17 protein-coding genes are annotated in these 20,042 nt (G+C 30.0%); 5 read left to right on the top strand and 12 right to left on the bottom strand.

The features are described from left to right. Nucleotides 1–21 precede the first annotated feature (21 nt). The 9 genes from PWA39_RS00785 to dnaE all read right to left on the bottom strand — a co-directional run bounded on the left by PWA39_RS00785 (nucleotide 22) and on the right by dnaE (nucleotide 14,413). Nucleotides 22–3,462 carry a P97 family adhesin gene (locus PWA39_RS00785; RefSeq protein WP_274827464.1) on the bottom strand — a complete coding sequence of 1,147 codons (3,441 nt, stop codon included), beginning with the start codon at nucleotides 3,460–3,462 and terminating at the stop codon, nucleotides 22–24. Nucleotides 3,463–4,123: 661 nt separating this feature from the next. Continuing rightward, nucleotides 4,124–6,043 carry a DNA gyrase/topoisomerase IV subunit B gene (locus PWA39_RS00790; RefSeq protein WP_069099585.1) on the bottom strand — a complete coding sequence of 640 codons (1,920 nt, stop codon included), beginning with the start codon at nucleotides 6,041–6,043 and terminating at the stop codon, nucleotides 4,124–4,126. A 179-nt stretch (nucleotides 6,044–6,222) separates the two neighbouring features. Beyond that, nucleotides 6,223–6,873, bottom strand: coding sequence for a phosphotransferase (locus PWA39_RS00795; RefSeq protein ID WP_211264777.1), 651 nt, complete (start codon nucleotides 6,871–6,873; stop codon nucleotides 6,223–6,225). A gap of 36 nt (nucleotides 6,874–6,909) precedes the next feature. Beyond that, on the bottom strand, nucleotides 6,910–8,496 hold the full coding sequence (locus PWA39_RS00800) for an endonuclease/exonuclease/phosphatase family protein (protein ID WP_274827465.1): 1,587 nt from the start codon (nucleotides 8,494–8,496) through the stop codon (nucleotides 6,910–6,912). Between the two features lie 17 nt (nucleotides 8,497–8,513). Next, nucleotides 8,514–8,750 (bottom strand): hypothetical protein, encoded by a 237-nt coding sequence (locus PWA39_RS00805; RefSeq protein WP_069099582.1) that lies wholly within the window; start codon nucleotides 8,748–8,750, stop codon nucleotides 8,514–8,516. Between the two features lie 29 nt (nucleotides 8,751–8,779). Further along, nucleotides 8,780–9,082, bottom strand: a complete 303-nt coding sequence (locus PWA39_RS00810) for a protein kinase family protein (RefSeq protein WP_069099581.1) — start codon at nucleotides 9,080–9,082, stop codon at nucleotides 8,780–8,782. A gap of 192 nt (nucleotides 9,083–9,274) precedes the next feature. Continuing rightward, entirely contained in the window at nucleotides 9,275–10,549 is a 1,275-nt protein-coding gene (locus PWA39_RS00815) for an endonuclease/exonuclease/phosphatase family protein (RefSeq protein ID WP_240534044.1), read from the bottom strand. A 16-nt stretch (nucleotides 10,550–10,565) separates the two neighbouring features. Further along, nucleotides 10,566–11,456: a 5'-3' exonuclease gene (locus tag PWA39_RS00820; protein ID WP_069099580.1), complete on the bottom strand. Its 891-nt coding sequence runs from the start codon at nucleotides 11,454–11,456 to the stop codon at nucleotides 10,566–10,568. A gap of 23 nt (nucleotides 11,457–11,479) precedes the next feature. Beyond that, nucleotides 11,480–14,413, bottom strand: coding sequence for a DNA polymerase III subunit alpha (dnaE, locus tag PWA39_RS00825; RefSeq protein WP_069099579.1), 2,934 nt, complete (start codon nucleotides 14,411–14,413; stop codon nucleotides 11,480–11,482). 306 nt (nucleotides 14,414–14,719) lie between these two features. Here dnaE and PWA39_RS00830 point away from each other — a divergent pair, with 306 nt between their 5' ends. From PWA39_RS00830 to PWA39_RS00850, 5 genes are read left to right on the top strand one after another with little or no spacing between them, the layout of a single operon-like run. After that, nucleotides 14,720–14,902 (top strand): hypothetical protein, encoded by a 183-nt coding sequence (locus tag PWA39_RS00830; protein WP_274827466.1) that lies wholly within the window; start codon nucleotides 14,720–14,722, stop codon nucleotides 14,900–14,902. Between the two features lie 31 nt (nucleotides 14,903–14,933). Further along, complete coding sequence (locus PWA39_RS00835; protein WP_274827467.1) at nucleotides 14,934–15,344, top strand: hypothetical protein; 411 nt, start codon at nucleotides 14,934–14,936, stop codon at nucleotides 15,342–15,344. Between the two features lie 8 nt (nucleotides 15,345–15,352). Beyond that, nucleotides 15,353–16,090, top strand: a complete 738-nt coding sequence (locus PWA39_RS00840) for a DDE-type integrase/transposase/recombinase (RefSeq protein ID WP_274827468.1) — start codon at nucleotides 15,353–15,355, stop codon at nucleotides 16,088–16,090. Between the two features lie 39 nt (nucleotides 16,091–16,129). Next, nucleotides 16,130–16,756 (top strand): hypothetical protein, encoded by a 627-nt coding sequence (locus PWA39_RS00845; RefSeq protein ID WP_274827469.1) that lies wholly within the window; start codon nucleotides 16,130–16,132, stop codon nucleotides 16,754–16,756. A gap of 8 nt (nucleotides 16,757–16,764) precedes the next feature. After that, complete coding sequence (locus tag PWA39_RS00850; protein WP_274827470.1) at nucleotides 16,765–17,541, top strand: DDE-type integrase/transposase/recombinase; 777 nt, start codon at nucleotides 16,765–16,767, stop codon at nucleotides 17,539–17,541. Nucleotides 17,542–17,724: 183 nt separating this feature from the next. Here the strand turns inward: PWA39_RS00850 and PWA39_RS00855 are convergent, their stop codons facing one another. The 3 genes from PWA39_RS00855 to gltX are packed head-to-tail and all read right to left on the bottom strand — an operon-like array spanning nucleotide 17,725 to nucleotide 20,037. Further along, nucleotides 17,725–18,246, bottom strand: coding sequence for a tRNA (cytidine(34)-2'-O)-methyltransferase (locus PWA39_RS00855; protein ID WP_069099543.1), 522 nt, complete (start codon nucleotides 18,244–18,246; stop codon nucleotides 17,725–17,727). Beyond that, on the bottom strand, nucleotides 18,239–18,643 hold the full coding sequence (locus tag PWA39_RS00860; protein WP_069099542.1) for a hypothetical protein: 405 nt from the start codon (nucleotides 18,641–18,643) through the stop codon (nucleotides 18,239–18,241). Before PWA39_RS00860 ends, PWA39_RS00855 begins: the two co-directional genes overlap by 8 nt. Continuing rightward, nucleotides 18,634–20,037 (bottom strand): glutamate--tRNA ligase, encoded by a 1,404-nt coding sequence (gene gltX / locus PWA39_RS00865; protein WP_069099541.1) that lies wholly within the window; start codon nucleotides 20,035–20,037, stop codon nucleotides 18,634–18,636. The genes PWA39_RS00860 and gltX overlap by 10 nt, the downstream gene beginning before the upstream one ends. Nucleotides 20,038–20,042 lie beyond the last annotated feature (5 nt).

The raw sequence follows: 20,042 nt of genomic DNA on the forward strand, positions 1-20,042 counted from the left end.
TTCTCCTATTTTGAAAATTATTTAGCTGCTGCTACTGACAGTCCCTGCTGCTGCTGCTGTTGTTGTTGTTGTTGTTGAGGCGGTTTCAGTTTTACTAATAGTAATTTTAACTCTTAGAGTTGATTTTTTTTGAGGGGTTGTTGAAGTTGTAGATGATTCCGAACCTGAAGTAGAACTTGAGTCATCTTTTACTAAAACAAAAAATAGATCTTTAGTAGTTTTGCCAAATGAGTCTGAAATTGATTCAACTAGGGTTTTATAATTTTTATCTTTAAAATGAGTTTCGAGATATTCTTCAACTTTTTTTCCTAATTCAGGAAGGTAACTTGTAAGGCTGTTTTGGTCAGTTTGGTTCTGAGCTCCTTCAGCTTTTTTCCCCTGGTTTTGTGCTCCTTCAGCCTTTTTACCTTGGTTCTGAGCTCCTTCAGCCTTTTTACCTTGATTTTGAGCTCCTTCAGCCTTTTTCCCCTGGTTTTGTGCGCCTTCAGCTTTTTTAGGGAAAGTTAATTTTGAATAACCGTCTGAGTCAAGACTGGTTTCTCTAAATTGACCTTGAAGTTGAATAACAGCTTTATCTAGTTCGTTAATTTCTTTTCTATTTTTATAAATGTCTTCATCTTCAAGTTCTACAAATACTTTTATTTCTGGAGTTTTAACATTTAATATACTTCCGTCGTTGGTTTCAAGTTTGAAACTAAATTTAACAGGTAAAACTTTCTCTTTTTTCCCTTGGTTTTGTGCACCCTCTGTTTTCTTACCTTGGTTTTGAGCTCCTTCAGCCTTTTTGCCTTGATTTTGCGCACCCTCAGCTTTTTTGCCTTGGTTTTGAGCCCCTTCAGCCTTTTTACCTTGATTTTGCGCACCCTCAGCTTTTTTACCCTGATTCTGAACACCTTCAGCCTTCTTACCTTGGTTCTGAGCACCTTCGGCTTTTTTCCCTTGGTTTTGTGCTCCCTCAGCTTTTTTACCTTGGTTTTGCGCACCTTCGGCTTTTTTCCCTTGGTTTTGTGCTCCCTCAGCTTTTTTGCCTTGATTTTGTGCTCCCTCAGCTTTTTTGCCTTGATTTTGCGCACCCTCAGCTTTTTTACCTTGGTTTTGTACGCCTTCGGCTTTCATGCTTTCTTCCTGTGCTTGGCTTACTTCTTCAATTTTTTTAGACAGTTCATCTTTTTCTTGTTCAGTTTCTTTGGTAAATTCAAGTGTATATTTTAAATTGTCATCAAGTTTTGCCCAAGATTTAAAGTTGTCAAACTGACCAGCTTTTAGGAAAAATGCTGATAAAACATCGCCAAATTTTTCAAATTTGGCATAATTTTCTGTATTAGTTCCAGTCCCATTTGATTCTTTAGTTATCACTTTTTGAGTTTTTAAATACTCAAAAAGTGATGAGTCACCTTTTTTCTTTCCAAGCTCATTTTTAACACTTGTTGGCAGAACCAAAGTTCCATAAAATCCAATACCTTCGTTATCTCTTCATAAATTATTGAATGAAAGTTTTTTGATATCGCCTTCAGTCAAACTAATTTTATTTGCTTCTTCAAAAATATTGTCTTTAGAATCTAAAAGACTTTGAGGTATTTGACTTGATTCAGCAATAAGTCCTCATTTTTTGGAAAGTTCAAAAAGTGTTTCAAGGAAGGTTTTTCTGTCTTTTGTTAGTAAATCTTGGAAAAAACTAGCAACTTGGTGTCCATCACGGAAAAAATTACGAGACTCAATACTTGAAACTCCGGCGTTTCTAGTTGATTGAGTCCCGTCTTTGGTCATTCTTTTAATATCTGATAAACTTGGGAATTTAATTTTTCCAACTCAAGAGTCTAATAAAGAAACATAAGGTCCAAAGTCTAAATCGTAATTACGTTCTAAAATATTGCGAATTTCATTGGTTTTTGGACTGTCTTTAAATAGAGCTTCAATTTCTTCTTTTGCAACCTTGCGTGAAGATGTTCTTATTCCTGCCCCATATTGGTCAAAAACTGCCTGTTTTTGTTTGTTTTCTTTTCCAAGTCCTTCTAAAAAGCGTGTTTTAAAAATATCGCTATTTAACTGACCTAAGTTTTCTAATTGTTTAAGTCCGCCAATTTCTAGAGTTCCAGTTTTTTGACTAATTTCGAGAGGAGAATTGCTTGGCATGAAAAATTGACTATTAACTGAAATTGTATAAGGAATTAAAACTTTAGTCTTGTCAGTTTCATCAATTTTTGCTTCTAAAGGATCAAATGAAACTTTAAGAGCTTGGCTTGAGTTGTGGTTTTTAAATTTTTGACCAAAGTTACCAAAACTAAAAGCAAGTTTTTTGTCTTTTAAAAGTTCTAAAATTTCTGACTTTAGACTCTCTGAGCGCTCAGCAGGGTCGCTAAAAAATCCAGATTTAATTTGGGCTAAAAATTCAACAGCCAGTTTGTCGCCCATGTCTGATTTAAAGTCTGTTTTATCTAAATTTTTCAAACTTAAATTATCAAAAAAATCTGAATAATTTAAAAAATAAGAACTTTTATCGTTTTTTTCTAATTTAATTGCATTTACAACGGTAGAAAAACTTGAACTTGAGTCAAGCATTTGTCTAGCAGTTGAAGTAAGATTTGCCTCTAAAAAAAATGAAGGAACTTGATTTTGAAGACTAACAAATTGACCGGTTGACTTATCACGGGCAAAATCAAAATTAAAAATTGTATCCATTGAATTTGGAAGTTTATTTTCCTGTGAGTTTTTAAGACTAGCTAATAAATTATTAAGCGAAGGAAAATATGAGCTAATTTTCTCACCAAATTCTTTTGAGTCTTTTGATTTATTTAGGTCATGTTGAAAATCAACTGGTCTAATTGTGCTAGGATCTGTTGGATTTGAGGTTGCTGAATTTTGATCCGCGAAATTTGCGGTTCGAGCAGAAATTAAATTTTGAACTTGTTGATTAAGTCTGTTGGTAATTTTTTGTAAGGAAAAATTAAATTCGGCAATTAAAATAGTTGATTCTTTGACAAAAGAAACAACTTGTTCATAAATGTCAGATTTGGCAACATCGCCATTTTGCAATTTTTGGCTAGCTTGAAATTTAACTTTAAAATTTTGGTTAGCATCATCTGGGAGAATTTCTAGAATTTGGTAGCTAATTTTTGCATCAGAAAATTCTGAGTCAGAAAAGTCTAGTTTTTCTAAATTCCCACCCTTTTTCTCAAAAAAAGAAAAGGATTCAAGCGCATTTTCGGCATTTTTAATTTTATTGCTGTCATCTAAAAGCGCTGCTTTTACGTCTTTATAATCTGAATCAGCATTAAAAGCACTTAAATTAAAGGCCAAATTTGAAACACGAGATGCAAACTGATTTACTTGAGTTCTTGGATTTTCAGAATTATATTTTATATTTACTGTAAGACCGATTGTAAGGCCAACAATACCAGCCCCGATAAGTCCCGAAATCCCCCCCGCCAGCAAAAGGGTTTTGGATTTTGATGATTTATTCATAGAAACCTCCTATGTTGTACTAAAAATAAAAAAATAAATAGTTTAAATTATAAACTAATTTTATTTTCATAATTATACATAGTAATTATACTAATTTTCAACTAAAAAAAAAAAAAAAAAGGAGCTAAGTTTGCCGGATTGATGGCAAAAATTTAGTTTTTAGTCAATATAAATAAGCAAAAACACCTGTAAATCCGTGTTTTTTGTGCTAAAATCTTAATTTTTATTATTTTAAAATAACATTTTGAAAAAAAAAAAAAAATACTTGGTCTAAAATAAAATTATGTTATAATAAGCATCACTATGAATGAATTAATAAATTTTGATATGAATTAAGGGTGAATTGATTATGTTTTTTGTCATACAAAAGTAGAAAATGCCAATTATCCATTATATTTTAAAATATGATGGAATGCCTTAAATTTAACTGTTTAGAAATCTATATAAATTTAGGGTTTGAATTTTAGTTCTTTCAAAACTTCATATGTTTTTTAGGCTCAATGTAAATAAAAATGAGTTTTCTTTTTGCATTGAGTTTAAATAGTAGTTGTATTTTTTGTGATTTTTGCTGTTTAGTCCATCTGGAAAACTCGAAAAAAAAGAATAAAGACTAGAAAAATTACTTCTAGCTTTTATCTCTTTTTTTTACAATATGCAAAAACTAAACGTCAATTTTTGCATATTGGGCATTTTCTTCGATAAAAATTTTACGCAAAGTTACGTCTGTACCCATTAGTGAGTCAAAAATTTGTGCTACTTCTTGGATATTATGAATTTGAACTTGTGTCATTCGACGGGTTTTTGGATCCATTGTTGTTTCTCAAAGTTGTTCAGGATTCATTTCTCCAAGCCCTTTGTATCTTTGGATATTAAATTTAAGATTTTCGCCACTAATTTTGCTTAAAATAGCCTCTTTTTCTGCATCATTATAGGCATATTCGATCTTTTTATTGTAAGAAATTTTGTATAGCGGTGGAATTGCAATATAAACAAAGCCATATTCAATCAACTTTTTGAAATAACGGAATAAAAATGTCAAAAGTAACGAGCGAATATGAGATCCATCTGAATCAGCGTCAGTCATTATTATAATTTTTTGGTATCTAATCTTACTAATATTAAATTCAGGACCAACTCCAGTACCAAAAGCGGTGATCATTGAAATAATTTCTTCATTGCGTAAAACTTTTTCAAGTTGAAAGCGTTGTGAGTTAATAACTTTTCCTCGTAAAGGTAAAATTGCTTGAAAATTGCGATCACGACCCATTTTGGCGCTCCCGCCAGCCGAGTTTCCCTCAACTATATATAATTCGGCGATTTGGGGATCTTTTGTTGAACAATCTGCAAGTTTTCCTGGAAGCGTACCTACATCAAAGGCTGATTTGCGCTTTACTGCTTCGCGAGCAGATTTAGCTGCCCGAGCTGCTTTTTGAGCTAGTAGATTTCTTTTAATAATTTTATCGGCATTTTCTGGATTTTCGGCTAAAAACCGTTCAAGAACAGCACTTAGAGTTTTGTTTACAAGTGGACGAACTTCTTTGTTATTTAGTTTTGCTTTTGTTTGACCCTCAAAAATAGGGTTCGTATGCTTAACCGAAATAATTGCAATTAGACCGTCTTTTATATCTTGTTTGTCAAACTTGTCTGCCTCAGATTTAATAAATTTGTTATTAATTGCATAATTATTCAGAATTCTTAGAAGTGAGTCTGATAGTCCCAGTTCGTGAGTTCCACCTTCGATATTGTGAATATTATTTGTGTATGATTTAATTTGCTCGTGATCTTCACTTATATAATTTAGCGCAACTTCGATTTTAATAATTTCATCATTATGCTCAAATTCACCTTCAGCATAAATGATTTTGTCACTAACTTTTTCAAAATCCTTGCTAAGATCAGAAACATAATCACGAATTCCGCCATTGTAGCAAAAACTTTGATTAAATCCGTTTCTCTTGTCGATAATTACAAACTCGATTCCTTGAGTCAAGTAGGCTGTGTTTTTAATACGATTTACGATTGTTAAAAGTTGAAAATTATTTTTTTCCAAAATTTCAAAGTCGGGCTGAAAAATAATAGTTGTTCCTGTTTCGTTTTTTTCCAAGTCAGCAATCGGACTTAAATCAGCAAGTTTTTGACCGCCATTTATATATTCTTGAAACCACAACTTGCCTTCACGTTTAATATAAACTTTTAAATTTTTAGCTAAGGCATTAACAACAGAGGCACCAACTCCATGGAGTCCGCCTGAAACTTTATAGGATTTTCCATCAAATTTTCCACCTGAATGAAGAACGGTAAAAACAACTTCAGCAGCCGAAACACCGTGTTTTGGGTGAATTCCAACCGGAATTCCACGACCGTTATCCTCAATACTAATTGTATTATCATCTATAATTGTTAAGGTAATTTTAGATGCAAAACCAGCAAGCGCTTCATCAACAGCATTGTCAACAACTTCTCAAACTAAATGGTGTAATTCGTTAATTCCGGTTCCACCAATATACATTCCAGGTCGTTTGCGAACAGCTTCTAGACCTTCTAAAACAACAATATTTTCAGCTTGATAATCTTTTGACATTATATTTTTCTCCGACAGGTTACGTTAAAATTTTACCATAAAAAGCAAAAAACGCAAGTGTTTTTAACTTATTTTTTAATTAATAATTTTAAAAAATAAGTTAAAAAATAAGAAGAAATACTATCAAAATCAGTTTAAAAATTTAAACTTAGCTGTAAAATAGGTTGCCAAAATTAATGCTAAACATACCACTTTTTATTTCAAAAGTCTGTAAAAATCTTGTATAAATATATAAAATCACTGAATTTTTCAGTGCTTAGACCAAAAAATTCAATGATCTTATCAGCGGGAACTCCTAAATTTAGATGCAAAGAAACATAATCAAAATAAGGATCATTGTACCTAATTCACTCAAAATCAATAAAATAAAGATCTGTTTTAGAGACGATAATATTTTTAAACTTTAAATCGTTATGACAAATTACTTGAGGATCAAATTGATATTTTTGAACTAGTTTTTTGTATTTTTCATCATTAACTTCGTCAATTTGCCAATCAAATTTTGTAATTTTTTGATTGTTTTGTTGGTGAAACTTTGAAAGTTCAGTGAATAACTTTTCAATATAAAAGTCTAAGTTTTCTGAATCTAAAATTTGTCCTTCAATCCATTTTTTAATGTAATTTCCCTTTTGGTAAAAAAGAAAATTTGGATCATTTTGAATGAAATTTTTCTCATTTTGTCAATCAACAAAATTATTTTTTGCTATTCGAATTTGTACTTTTTGACCTTGATAAAAAGCAATAAAAGTGCAATTATGTAAACCGCAATAAATTAAGCTTGGATTTTTTATCAATGCACTAATATTTTGAGGAAAAACGCTGAAATTCATAGGTTGTTTTTGATTAATTGGGAAAAATTATCTATTTTAGTTTGTGTCAGATTCACTTAATTCAAGGTCAAAATAAACCATTGTATGGTTTGAAATTCCTGTAATCCTTTTTGTATCTTTTGGATCACCAGGTTTATACTTTGTGTCTCTCTTATCTTGCTTTCGCATTTCGTCATATTTTTCTAAATCGACTATTTTTTTCTCAAAAATTGAATACAAGTCGTATTTTTGTGCATTTTTTGTATTTAAATCACCTTTATAAAAAATTTTATCAAAAGAACTTGCATATTCACCAAATTTTTTAGAAGATAAGGTTGTTTTTTCGTCTTTACCAAGAAGCAATTGGTATGATTCTAATGTTGACCTAAATAATTTTTCGGTGTTTTCAGCGAGAATATTTGTGTCACCCATGAAGATTATTTCATTATTTAAGCCATCTTTTTTATCAATTTCATTTAAAACATTAGCTAAATCACGCGCTTCACCTGCTTCTTGTTGACCTTGCTTGTGAGCTTCAGAATCAGGCTCTTCCTTACGATTTTTCTTAGATTTTTTATATGGTCCCGCGGTATCGAAATGGCCGATTGCTAAAGTAAAATCATTTTTAATGTTAGTTTTAGTTTTAAATTTAACAGCAGCAACCGGTCGAGTTCATTTCTCCAATTTTATACCGTCTTGAATTAAGTATGGATTAGAATTTTCTTCAAAATTTATCATTTCAAGGAGCGAAGATTTGTATAAAAAGGTGTATTTTTCTTCATGGTTTGTTTTTCCATACTTGCTAGTAGTCATTTGTTTTCAATCAGCGGTGGGGTTTAATTTTTCAAGTTCCTTTACAATATCAGCTCCATCACCAGTTGTAGTAATTTCGGCAAGACCAACAACATCACTTCCGGATGAATTTATAACATTAGCAATAGCATAAGTTTTGGCGGTATTTGTTTGTTTTTTACTATTTATTTTGTTTGTGTAATCTTTAACGTTTCAAAAACCTACGCGAATTAATTGGTTATTACCTTTTTGCAAATCCTTTTCAGGTTCTTGAGTGTTTTGTTGATTTTCCTTTTCGTTTTCAGTCTTGTTGATCGAGGTTGGGAATTCTTCTTCTACATTTTTTTCAGGTTCTTGGGTTTTTTCCTGATTTTGCTCTTGTTTTTGAGTTTCTTCAACTGTTGCAGACAATTCTTCTTCTACATTTCTTTCAGGTTCTAGAGTTTTTTCCTGATTTTGGTCTTGATTTTGGTCTTGATTTTGGTCTTGATTTTGGTCTTGCTTTGGAGTCTCATCAACTGTAGCAGGCAAGTCTTTTTCTACATTTTTTTCAGGTTCTTGGTTATTTTCCTGATTTTGGTCCTGCTTTTGAGTTTCTTCAACCGAAGCAAATAAGTCTTTTTCTACATTTTTTTCAGGTTCTGGAGTTTTTTCCTGATTTTGCTCTTGTTTTGGAGTCTCATCAACTGTAGCAGACAAGTCTTTTTTAGGCGATGTTTGACTATTTTTATTTATAATAACTCCCGTTCCAGTTTGTTCTCCGGTAGATGTACTATAAATATAATATCCACCAGCGCCAGCAGCTGCCGCCGATCCTGCAAAAAGAAGTGGGAATAAAATAGCTTTTTTCATTTTAGATTAAATTTGTGTTAATCAATTTTCCTTTTAGATAATTCAATTAGAGCATCACTAACTTTTTTTAACTCAAGTTCGTTTAAAATTTCTAGTAAATCAGGACAAATTTTGATATTTAAATTTTCAAAAATATCAAAATTAAATTTGGCACCATAATTTAATCTAATACAATCTTTAAAAAACACTATTTTGTCCCTTTTTTCATCGATTTGTTTTGACAATTTTGCACTAATTTTATCAAGATTTTTCAAAATGTTATCTACATTTTTATATTTTTCTACTAATTTATTGTTTTAGAAACAATAATATTTTTAAACTGTAAATCGTTATGACAAATTACTTGAGGATCAAATTGATATTTTTGAACTAGTTTTTTGTATTTTTCATCGTTAATTTCGTCAATTTGTCAGTCAAATTTACTAATTTTTTGATTTTTTTGTTGGTGAAACTTTGAAAGTTCAGTGCATAACTTTTTAATATAAAAATCCAAGTTTTTAGAATCTAAAATTTGGCTTTCAATCCATTTTTTAATGTAATTTCCCTTTTGGTAAATTTGGATCATTTTGAATGAAATTTTTTTCATTTTGTCAATCAACAAAATTATTTTTTGCTATTCGAATTTGCACTTTTTGGTCTTGATAAAAAGCAATAAAAGTACAATTATGTAAGCCACAATAAATTAAGCTTGGATTTTTTATCAGTGCACACTAATATTTGGAGGAAAAACACTGAAATTCATAGGTTTTTTTGATTTATCGGGAGAAAATTATCTATTTTAGTTTTTGTCAGATTCGCTTAATTCAAGGTCAAAATAAACCATTGTATGATCTGAAATTCCCCTAATTCTATTTATATCTTTTGGGTTGGTAGTTTTATAATTTGTTGATCTGCCATCTTGTTTACGCATTTTGTCATATTTTTCTAAATCGACTACATTTTTCTCAAAAATTGAGAATATGTTGTATTTTTGCGCATTTTTTGTCTTTAAATCGCCTTTATAAAAAATTTTGTCATAAGAATTTGCATATTCGCCAAAATTTTTAGAAGATAAACTTGTTTTTTCATCTTTATCAAGGAGTAAACGGTATGACTCTAATGTTGACTTAAATAATTTATCAGTGTTTTCAGTGCGAATATTTGTGTCACCCATGAAGATTATTTCATTGTTTGGTCCATCTTTTTTGTCAATTTCAGCTAAAACATTAACTAAATCACGAGCCTCATTTGCTTCTTGATCACCTTGACCAGAAGCATCAGAATCGGCCTTTTCGTTACGATTTTTACTTACACCTGGCGCATCAAAATGCCCGATTGCTAATGTAAAATCATTTTTAATATTGGTTTTAGTTTGAAATTTAATAGCCGCAACTGGTCGAGCTCATGTCAAATTTTTGCCGTCTTGAATTAAGTATGGATTAGATTTTCCCTCAAAATTTATTGTTTCAAGAAGCGAAGACTTATATAAAAAAGTGTACTTTTCTTGTTGGTTTCTCTTTCCATACTTATCAGTAGTTATTTGTTTTCAACCAGCGGAGGGATTTAATTTTTCAAGTTCTTTTATAATATCAGTCCCATCACCAGTTGAAGTAATTTCAGCAAGACCAACAACATCACTTCCGGATGAATTTATAACATTGGCAAGAGCATAAGTTTTGGCAGTATTTGTATTTTTTTTTGATTTATTTGTGTAATTTAAAACGTTTCAAAAACCAACACGAATTGATTGGATATTATTATTTTGCAGATTTTTTTCAGGTTCTGGGCTTTTTTGTTGATTTTTCTCTTGCTTTTGAGTTTCATCGCTTAATGAGGATGAGTCTTTTTCTACATTTTTTTCAGGTTCTTGGATTTTTTCTTGATTTTGATCTTGCTTTTGATCCTCATCATTCGAAGTAGACAAGTCACTTTTAGGCAATGTTTCACTTTTATTTATAATAACTCCCGTTCCATTTTGTTCTCCGGTAGATGTACTATAAATATAATATCCAGCAGCACCAATAGCGGCCGCCGATCCTGCAAAAATAAGCGGGAATAAAATAGATTTTTTCATTTTAGATTAAATTTTGTTAATTAATTTTCCTTTTAGATAATTCAATTAGAGCATCACTAACTTTTTTCAACTCAAGTTCGTTTAAAATTTCTAGTAAATCAGGACAAATTTTGATATTTAAACTCTCAAAAATATCAAAATTAAATTTAGCACCATAATTTAATCTAATAAAATCTTTAAAAAACAATATTTTGTCCCTTTTTTCGTCGATCTGTTTTGACAATTTTGCACTAATTTTATCAATATTTTCTAAAATGTTATCTACATTTTTATATTTTTCTAGTAATTTTATTGCACCTTTTACTCCTAGGCCATCAATTATCTTAATATTATCAGAACTATCGCCTGCTAAAACTTTAAAATCAACGATTTGCTCAGGATTAATTCCAAAATTCTGGTGAAAATTTTCCAAATTAACTGCATTAATAGAGTCATTTTTAATTTTATTAATAATAGTTGTTTTTTCATCAACTAATTGTAGTAAATCTTGATCTGAACTAAAAATGAAAATTTCTGTTTCAGGATCGGCATTTCTTATTATTTTTTGCATAGATGCAATTAAATCATCAGCCTCAAATTCGCTGTCTTGTGATCAAAAAAATCCTGATAAACTAAGGATTTTTTTGATTATATTTATTTGGAGAAACAAAGAATCAGGCGGTTTTTGTCTACCTTTTTTGTAATCAGGATAGCTTTGGTGTCGACTAGTTGTGGAGCCAAAATCAAATGCAAAATAAATATTGTTTGGCTCAACAAGTTTAATTAATTTAAAAACAGTATTAAAGAAAATATGAATTGCAAAAGTCATATCACCTTTAGAATTAACTAGCTGATTTCCGTAGTAGCCAGCAAAAAATGACTTAAAAGCAAGTCAATTTCCATCAATTAGCAAAATTTTTTTATCCATAATTGTCAACTTTATTATTTAATTTATTTTATTATTTTATATTTTCCCTTATCTGATAGAAACAATTTAAATTTATACTTTTTTCCTAATTCAAGTGATAAATAATCTGGATTGTTTGAATAGGCTTTGATTGTCGTTTCACCATCTGTTAGAGTTAGATAATAAAATGTAAAACCATTCTTTGCAACATATTCCTTTACATTTTTTAACTCAAGATCTAATAAATATTCATTAGTAGGTCTTAAATCTTTAAGTGGAATTTGACCTGCAACAATCGGAGCCTGCTTTTTTTCAATAAAAGACATCCCGAGATATTTTATTTCATTTTTGTAGTTTTCTTCTTCATCATAAGGTAGTTTTTCAAGCAAATTTGACTCAGTTTCGCTGTTATTTTCAAGGGCGACCAAATTTCCATCTTTATCAGTTAAGACTAAAGTAGCATGATTTCAAAGTAAATCTAAATTATGAGCTAAAGTTTCTTGATTTGCAAATTCTTTTAGTGAATTTGCATAAATTAATTTTTCAATTGCAACTTTTGAAAAATTAATTATTTTCATTCGTCTTATAAAATCAAGGAAAGACTTATATTTTCCATTTTTTTCACGTTCTTCAACAATTGATTTAATCGCAATTGCTCCAAGACCTTTTATCATTAAAAGTGGGAGGTAAATCCTGTTATTTTGTTCAGAATAAGTCGCCTTGTGGGACGAAAAGTTAATATTTGGCTGTAAAATCTGAATGCCAAAATTTTTTGCTTCTTGAACATATTTTTTAATATTTGCCTGAGCTCCGTTTTCATTTGAAATAAGCTCGGCAAAAAAATAAAGGGGAAATTTAGCTTTTAAATAAGCCATTTTATAGGCTAAATTTGCATAAGCAACCGCGTGGGCTTTATTAAAACCATAGTCAGCAAATTCATAAATTTTATCATAAATTTCAGCGACTAATTTAGGATCACGCCCTAATTTAGCGCCTCCTTCAAGGAAATGTTTCTTAATTTGTTCCAGTTTTGATTCATCTTTTTTGGAAATAGCAACACGAATTATATCCGCCTGAGCCAAATCAAAACCTGCAACAACTTGGCAAATTTCCATAATTTGCTCTTGGTAAATAATAACTCCAAAAGTTGACTCAAGAATTTTGTCATATTCAGGAAAATATTTAGGTCAATTTCTACTTTTTTTGTTTGTTGCGTAGGTCGGAATTTGCTTAATTGGTCCAGGTCGATAAAGTGAAATTACCGCAACAACATCATTAATTGAATTTACACCGATTTTTATAATACTTGCTGTCATTCCAGGCGACTCAAGTTGGAAAATCCCGCTTGTTTTTCCTTCAGATAAAAGTTTATTTGCACTTTTATCATAGATCGGAAGTTCATTAAATTGTAAATTGTGACCTTTTTTATTAATTTCGGCAAGAATATTTGCCACAATAGTCAAATTTTTGAGACCTAAAAGGTCAATTTTCAAAAGTGAAAAATCTTCAATAAATTCAGCAGAATACTGAATCTGATTAAGATTTTCCTTTGAATAATGAAGCGGAACTAGCTCAGAAATTTGTCTTTTTGAAAGCACAATTCCGGCTGCATGAGTTGAGGACTGACGGGGCATTCCTTCCAAAAAGACACTGATTTCATAGATTTTTTTGTAAATAACGCTGTTGTCTTGACCTTGAAAATTGTCACCTTTTTGGATTAGTTTATAAAATTCGGACTTAGTATTTTGATAAAGTTGAGCTAGTGTCGTATTTGGGCTAATTAATTTAGCATTTTTATTAATTTGAACCTCAGGAATACCAAAACCTTTTGAAATATCACGAAAAATACTTTTTGCCGCAAGTGTCGAAAAAGTGATAATTGTCGCACAATGTTCTGGACCGTATTTTTGAAAAAGATAGTCAATTACCTCATTTCGACGGGTATCTTGAATATCAATATCAATATCGGGCATTGATATTCGTTTAGGATTCAAAAACCTTTCAAAAATTAGGTTGTATTTTAAAGGATTAACGGCGGTAATATCTAATAAATAAGCAATCAGCGATCCAGAAGCCGAACCTCTACCTGGCCCAATTAGAATATTATTTTGTTTGGCTCATTTAAGTAAATCCCAAATTATCAAAAAATAGTTACTGAATTTTAGTTCAGAAATTATTTTATATTCATATTTTAACCTTGAGGAGTAGTTGTAATTTTCAAGCTCAGCTCTTTTTTTGTTTATTGCTTCAATTAGAACATTTTTTAAAATAATATCAGGATCACTTTGGCCTGTTTTGTCTAAATTTGGCAAATTAATGCCAAATTTAGGAAATTCAATTTTAATATTTTCAACAAGTCCGTTGGTTCTCTTGATAATTTCAGGTTCAATTTCAACTTCTCAGTCATCAAAATCGTACAATTTTTGGCTAGCATCAAAAACTTCGCCTTTGATTTTGTAAAGCGCTTCTAAATAAATTTTCTCTGATGCATGAAGTACATTTCGTTCTTGGACATAAATTGCATTGCTAATTTTGGGATTATTTTCGACAATATAGTAGTTTTTTAAACTGTTTTGTCCTAAAAAGGTTGACAGTTGCACCTTTTTTTGACAGTAAAACCCTTTTTTGGGGTGGTCAATAATAATTATATTGTCTTGATTTTGTAAGTCACTGAGAAAAATGTCCTCATTTTTTGTTTTTTTGGTTGAGATTGTCGACAAAAAAACATAGCCTTGATAGTTTTTTGCAAGCAAAATAAAATGAAATTTTTCAATTTCAATTTCAAGACCAATTACAGGATTAATCCCGTTTTCTTTACATAATTTGTAAAACTTTGGAACCCCAAACATTGTGTTAAAATCAGTTAAAACTAATGTTTTTAGATTATTTTTTAGTGCAAAATCAACTAAAGAGTCTAATTTGATTGTTGATGATAAAAATGTATATTCGCTTCTTGTGTGTAAATTTATTAGATTCATATTTAAAGTAATTTTATTTTAAATTTAAAAAAATTCATTTATTTTTTGAAAAAATGTCAAAAAAATAAATGAATTTTCCTTGAAAAACTTTTTAAATAGTTAGTCCTGAGTTTGACAGTTTGATGGCAAATTCACTTTTTAGCGAGTATAAATAGGCAGAAATACCCATAAATCAGTGTTTTTTGAGGCTAAAACCTTAATTTTTATAGTTTCGAAATTAACCTTTTGAAAAAAAAAAAAAAAATGTTTGTAAGTTAATTAAGTTAATATATTAATTTCAGACACATTCAAAAAAGGTGTGTTAAAATGAAACAATACAAATTTACAGTTGAAGACAAATTTAAATACATTAAAATTGCCGAATCTAAAGGGCTAAAAAACGCAATTTTGGATTTTGCAGAAGAATTTAGAGAAATTTACAAAAACAAATCTAAAAGTAAAAAGCGGATAAAGAATGAATGTTGCATATATACGCTAATAATTTGATAAGAAATTGGCAAAAAAGTTTTATAATAATGATATGAAAAGTTTAATTAGTACTCGTGGAAAAATCAAATCTCCACGCAAACCAAAAAAGAAATATACAATTAACGATCTTTCCGAAAATGATCGTGGAATTTATCAAGAAATAGTGGAGAGGGTTCTTAAAAGATCCGGAATTGACCCCGCAATTATTCTTGAGGAGCTCAAAAAATTAAAACAAGAACAAGAGAAAGATAAAGATAAAATCGAAAATTGCACTAGAATTTGTAGCGTTTTTAACGTTAATCGCACTTCTATTTATGAGAAAATAAGGGTGAAAAAACCACCAAAGAAAATGATTTATGATGAAGACTTACTTGAGTGAATTCGTGAAAATTTCTATTTATATCGAAAGGTAAAAGGCCGCGACATCCTATATAATATTTACATAAATCAGGAAATTATGTAAGCACGTACGTGTTTCAAAAACACTACGAATTTTTAGGATTAAAATCAATTGCTTATAAAAAGCAAGGAAAACCGGCACCAAAAGAGAAAAAGTTTACACGAATTTGGACTGAAGATCATATCAAAGGTGAATTTAGCTCAGAAAATTTTGGTGAAAAATGATTTGCTGATATTAAATTTATCAAAATTAACAACGAATGATTTTACCTACACTCAATTATTGAAACAAAATCCAATTACTTGCTCAATTTTTCGATTTCTAAAACAAGATTTTCAGAAGAAACTATAAACTTAGTAAAACAAACAATCAAAAAGTATAATATTAAACCAAAATTTTTCCATTCAGATCATGGCGTGGAATATGCGAACTACAAATTTGCTAATTTTTTAAAACAAAACAATATCCAACAATCAATGTCACCAAAAGGCAATGCCCTTGCAAACAGACCTATTGAATATTTTTATGCAGTTTTTCAACGAGAATTGCTTAATATTGAGGGCGAAAATTTTGAAAATGTAGCTATTGCTTATCAAAAAATAAGTGAATTTATTGATTGGTATAACTATGAAAGGCCTCAAAGTTGCTTATCATATAAAAACTCCAAGCTATTATATGAGGTAAATTATTTGTCCAAATTTTTTAAAATGAACATGCTAGAAAAAATTAACAAAAGTGGTGCAATCAAAATCATAGGTAAAAAACTAATTGTCTGAGATTTTTCTACTTATTTAATGTTTGTAAGTTAATATATTAATTTCAGACACATTCAAAAAAGGTGTGTTAAAATGAAACAATACAAATTTACAGTTGAAGACAAATTTAAATACATTAAAATTGCCGAATCTAAAGGGCTAAAAACGCAATTTTGGATTTTGCAGAAGAATTTAGAGAAATTTACAAAAACAAATCTAAAAGTAAAAAAAGCGGATAAAGAATGAATGTTGCATATATACGCTAATAATTTGATAAGAAATTGGCAAAAAAAGTTTTATAATAATGATATGAAAAGTTTAATTAGTACTCGTGGAAAAATCAAATCTCCACGCAAACCAAAAAAGAAATATACAATTAACGATCTTTCCGAAAATGATCGTGGAATTTATCAAGAAATAGTGGAGAGGGTTCTTAAAAGATCCGGAATTGACCCCGCAATTATTCTTGAGGAGCTCAAAAAATTAAAACAAGAACAAGAGAAAGATAAAGATAAAATCGAAAATTGCACTAGAATTTGTAGCGTTTTTAACGTTAATCGCACTTCTATTTATGAGAAAATAAGGGTGAAAAAACCACCAAAGAAAATGATTTATGATGAAGACTTACTTGAGTGAATTCGTGAAAATTTCTATTTATATCGAAAGGTAAAAGGCCGCGACATCCTATATAATATTTACATAAATCAGGAAATTATGTAAGCACGTACGTGTTTCAAAAACACTACGAATTTTTAGGATTAAAATCAATTGCTTATAAAAAGCAAGGAAAACCGGCACCAAAAGAGAAAAAGTTTACACGAATTTGGACTGAAGATCATATCAAAGGTGAATTTAGCTCAGAAAATTTTGGTGAAAAATGATTTGCTGATATTAAATTTATCAAAATTAACAACGAATGATTTTACCTACACTCAATTATTGAAACAAAATCCAATTACTTGCTCAATTTTTCGATTTCTAAAACAAGATTTTCAGAAGAAACTATAAACTTAGTAAAACAAACAATCAAAAAGTATAATATTAAACCAAAATTTTTCCATTCAGATCATGGAGTGGAATATGCGAACTACAAATTTGCTAATTTTTTAAAGCAAAACAATATCCAACAATCAATGTCACCAAAAGGTTATGCCCTTGCAAACCGGCCTATTGAATATTTTTATGCAGTTTTTCAACGCGAATTGCTTAATATTGAGGGCGAAAATTTTGAAAATGTAGCTATTGCTTATCAAAAAATAAGTGAATTTATTGATTGGTATAACTATGAAAGGCCTCAAAGTTGCTTATCATATAAAAACTCCAAGCTATTATATGAGGTAAATTATTTGTCCAAATTTTTTAAAATGAACATGCTAGAAAAAATTAACAAAAGTGGTGCAATCAAAATCATAGGTAAAAAACTAATTGTCTGAGATTTTTCTACTTATTTAATTTTAGGCCAAGCATTTTTTTTTTTTTTTTGCAAAAGGTTGATTTTAAAATAATGAAAAATTAAGATTTTAGCGTAAAAAACCCGGATTTACGGGTATTTTTTCATATTTTTATTCACTAAAAAGTGAATTTTTGCCATCAAACTGTCAAACTCGGGAAAAAATAAAAAAATGGCAAAAAATTCTAAACTTTTGATAAAAGATTTAGAATTTTTTTAAAAGATATAACAAAAACAATTAGTCAAGATAATTTTTACCTTTTTGAACCTCAAAGCAAGACAGTCCGCTAAAATCAAGTTGGCGATAAATTTCGTATGCAACAATAACAACAGAATTTGCTAAATTGAGCGATCTAGCATGAGGTGACATTGGAATTCGTAGGCATTTTTCCTTGTTTGATTTCAGAATTTCAATTGGAATTCCAGTTGATTCTCTACCAAAAATGAGGAAAATCTCGCTATTATTATTCTTAAATTCGGTTTTAAAATCTATTTGCGAATAAACTTTTTGGCCATAACGAGTTATAAAATAAAGATTTTTTGTGCTATATTTTTTTTCAAAATTTTGTCAGTCACTGTGAATTTCATGTTGAATTTCAGACAAAAGAATTCCAGCCGCTGGCCTTTTTAAGTGTTTTGGATCTAGATCAAATGCAATAGGCTTTATTATATGCAGTTTCATATTTAAAACAAAGCAAGAACGGATAATATTGCCTGTATTTGGGCCTATTTCGGGCTGAAATAGCACAATGTTAATCATTTATAAACTCCAAAGTGGTAAGATATGTTGAAATTTTCGAATCTTCTGAACCATTATTTTTGAGAAAAAGGTCATATTCAATCTTAATAAATTCTGAATTTATTTCTAATTTTGTTAAAAGAGTATTGACTATAAGTTCCATTCCATTAGTAATAAACATATTTTCAACATAGTTATTTAATTCAAAAAATAATGTGTTTTCGCCAGAAAATACTGTTAAATTTTTGTCAAAAATTTCAAATCTTATCATCATGTTATTTTCAGGATTTTGCGTTTCATAAACATCAGTTTCGGTGTTATTAATTCTTTGCTTTGAAATGTAAATTGCGTTGATAAATTCGACCATTTTTGTGTCTTGGTCGCCAATAATAGTTCTAAGAGAAAATCTTACTTTCATTTTTTAAGCCTTTTTTGAATTATTTGCGGACCTAAAAGTCAAATTGCCCTTGCTAATTCAGGACCAGATTCAGCTCATGTTGTTGCCAGTCGTAAAGGCAACAGTAAATTTTTACCTTTTATTTTTAAGGTTTGGCCAATTTCCTTAATTAAATTTTCAATTTTTGAAAATTGCCAGTCATCATAGTCAATTTTTTGTGAAAAAAGTTGAATTGGTTGGTGATTTGATTGCTCAAGCAAATCGATTATTTTTTGGCTCATTGAGTCTTGGGGCTTTGTGAAAAAATCTAGATTTTCAAAAAAGTCGCTGTATTTTACAGCACTTTTTTGAAATGTTTCAACAAAAAAGCGATTTCATTCAGAGTTTGTCTCAAGATTTAAATGCGGTAAAATTTGGTCTGTTTCCATTTTTGAAATGTAAGATTTTGAAAACCAGTTTAATTTTTCAGTGTCAAAATATGAAGGTGCTTTTGAAAGTCTCTTAAAATCAAAGGCTTTAATTAATTCATCGTGCTCAAAAAATTCGCGAGAATCAGCGCTAGTTCAACCTAAAAGTGCTAAAAAATTAAAAACAGCATGACTATGATAACCTTGATTTTTATAGTCCTCGATAAATTGGAAAAGTGATGAGTCTCTTTTTGACAGTTTTTTACCATTTTTATCGGTAATTATTGTAAGGTGACCAAATTCTGGTTTTTCAAATGAAAAAGCCTCATAAAGCGCAATTTGTTTTGGAGTGTTTGAAATATGCTCTTCTCCACGGAAAATATGAGTGATTTTCATGTCATAATCATCAACAACAACAGCAAAATTATATGTTGGAAATCCGTCAGATTTTATAATAACTCAATCGCTAATGGCAGAACCTTCAAAGCAAATTTTTCCGCGAACTAAATCATTTCAGCAATAATTTTTGTTTTTATCAACAGCAAATCTAATAACAAACTCGTTATTTTCTAGACGTTTTTGCTTTTCAGTCTCAGAAATTTTAAGTCAGTTTTTGTCATAGCGAAAACTAAAAATACCTTGTTTTTCTTGCTCTTTTTTTTGCTCTTCAAGTTCACTGGCATTGTCAAAAGCATAATATGCAAAACCTTTTTGAACCAGTTCTTGGGCTAATTTTTGATAGCGCTGAATTTTTTCTGACTGACGGTATGGTCCATATTCTGAAACTGTTCCAGGTTTTTCATCTGGAAAAATTCCGAGCCATTCTAAATTTTCAATCTGCGAGCGCTCACCGTCTTTGATATTTCTTTGGGTGTCAGTGTCTTCGATTCGTAAAATAAAATCGCCACCGTGATGTTTTGCAAAAAGATAATTAATAAGCGCAGTCCGAGCTCCACCAATGTGCAAAAATCCAGTTGGTGAAGGGGCGTAGCGTGTTCTAATTTTCATTTTTT

The organism is Mesomycoplasma ovipneumoniae ATCC 29419 (assembly GCF_028885435.1).
Lineage (GTDB): Bacteria > Bacillota_I > Bacilli_A > Mycoplasmatales > Metamycoplasmataceae > Mesomycoplasma > Mesomycoplasma ovipneumoniae.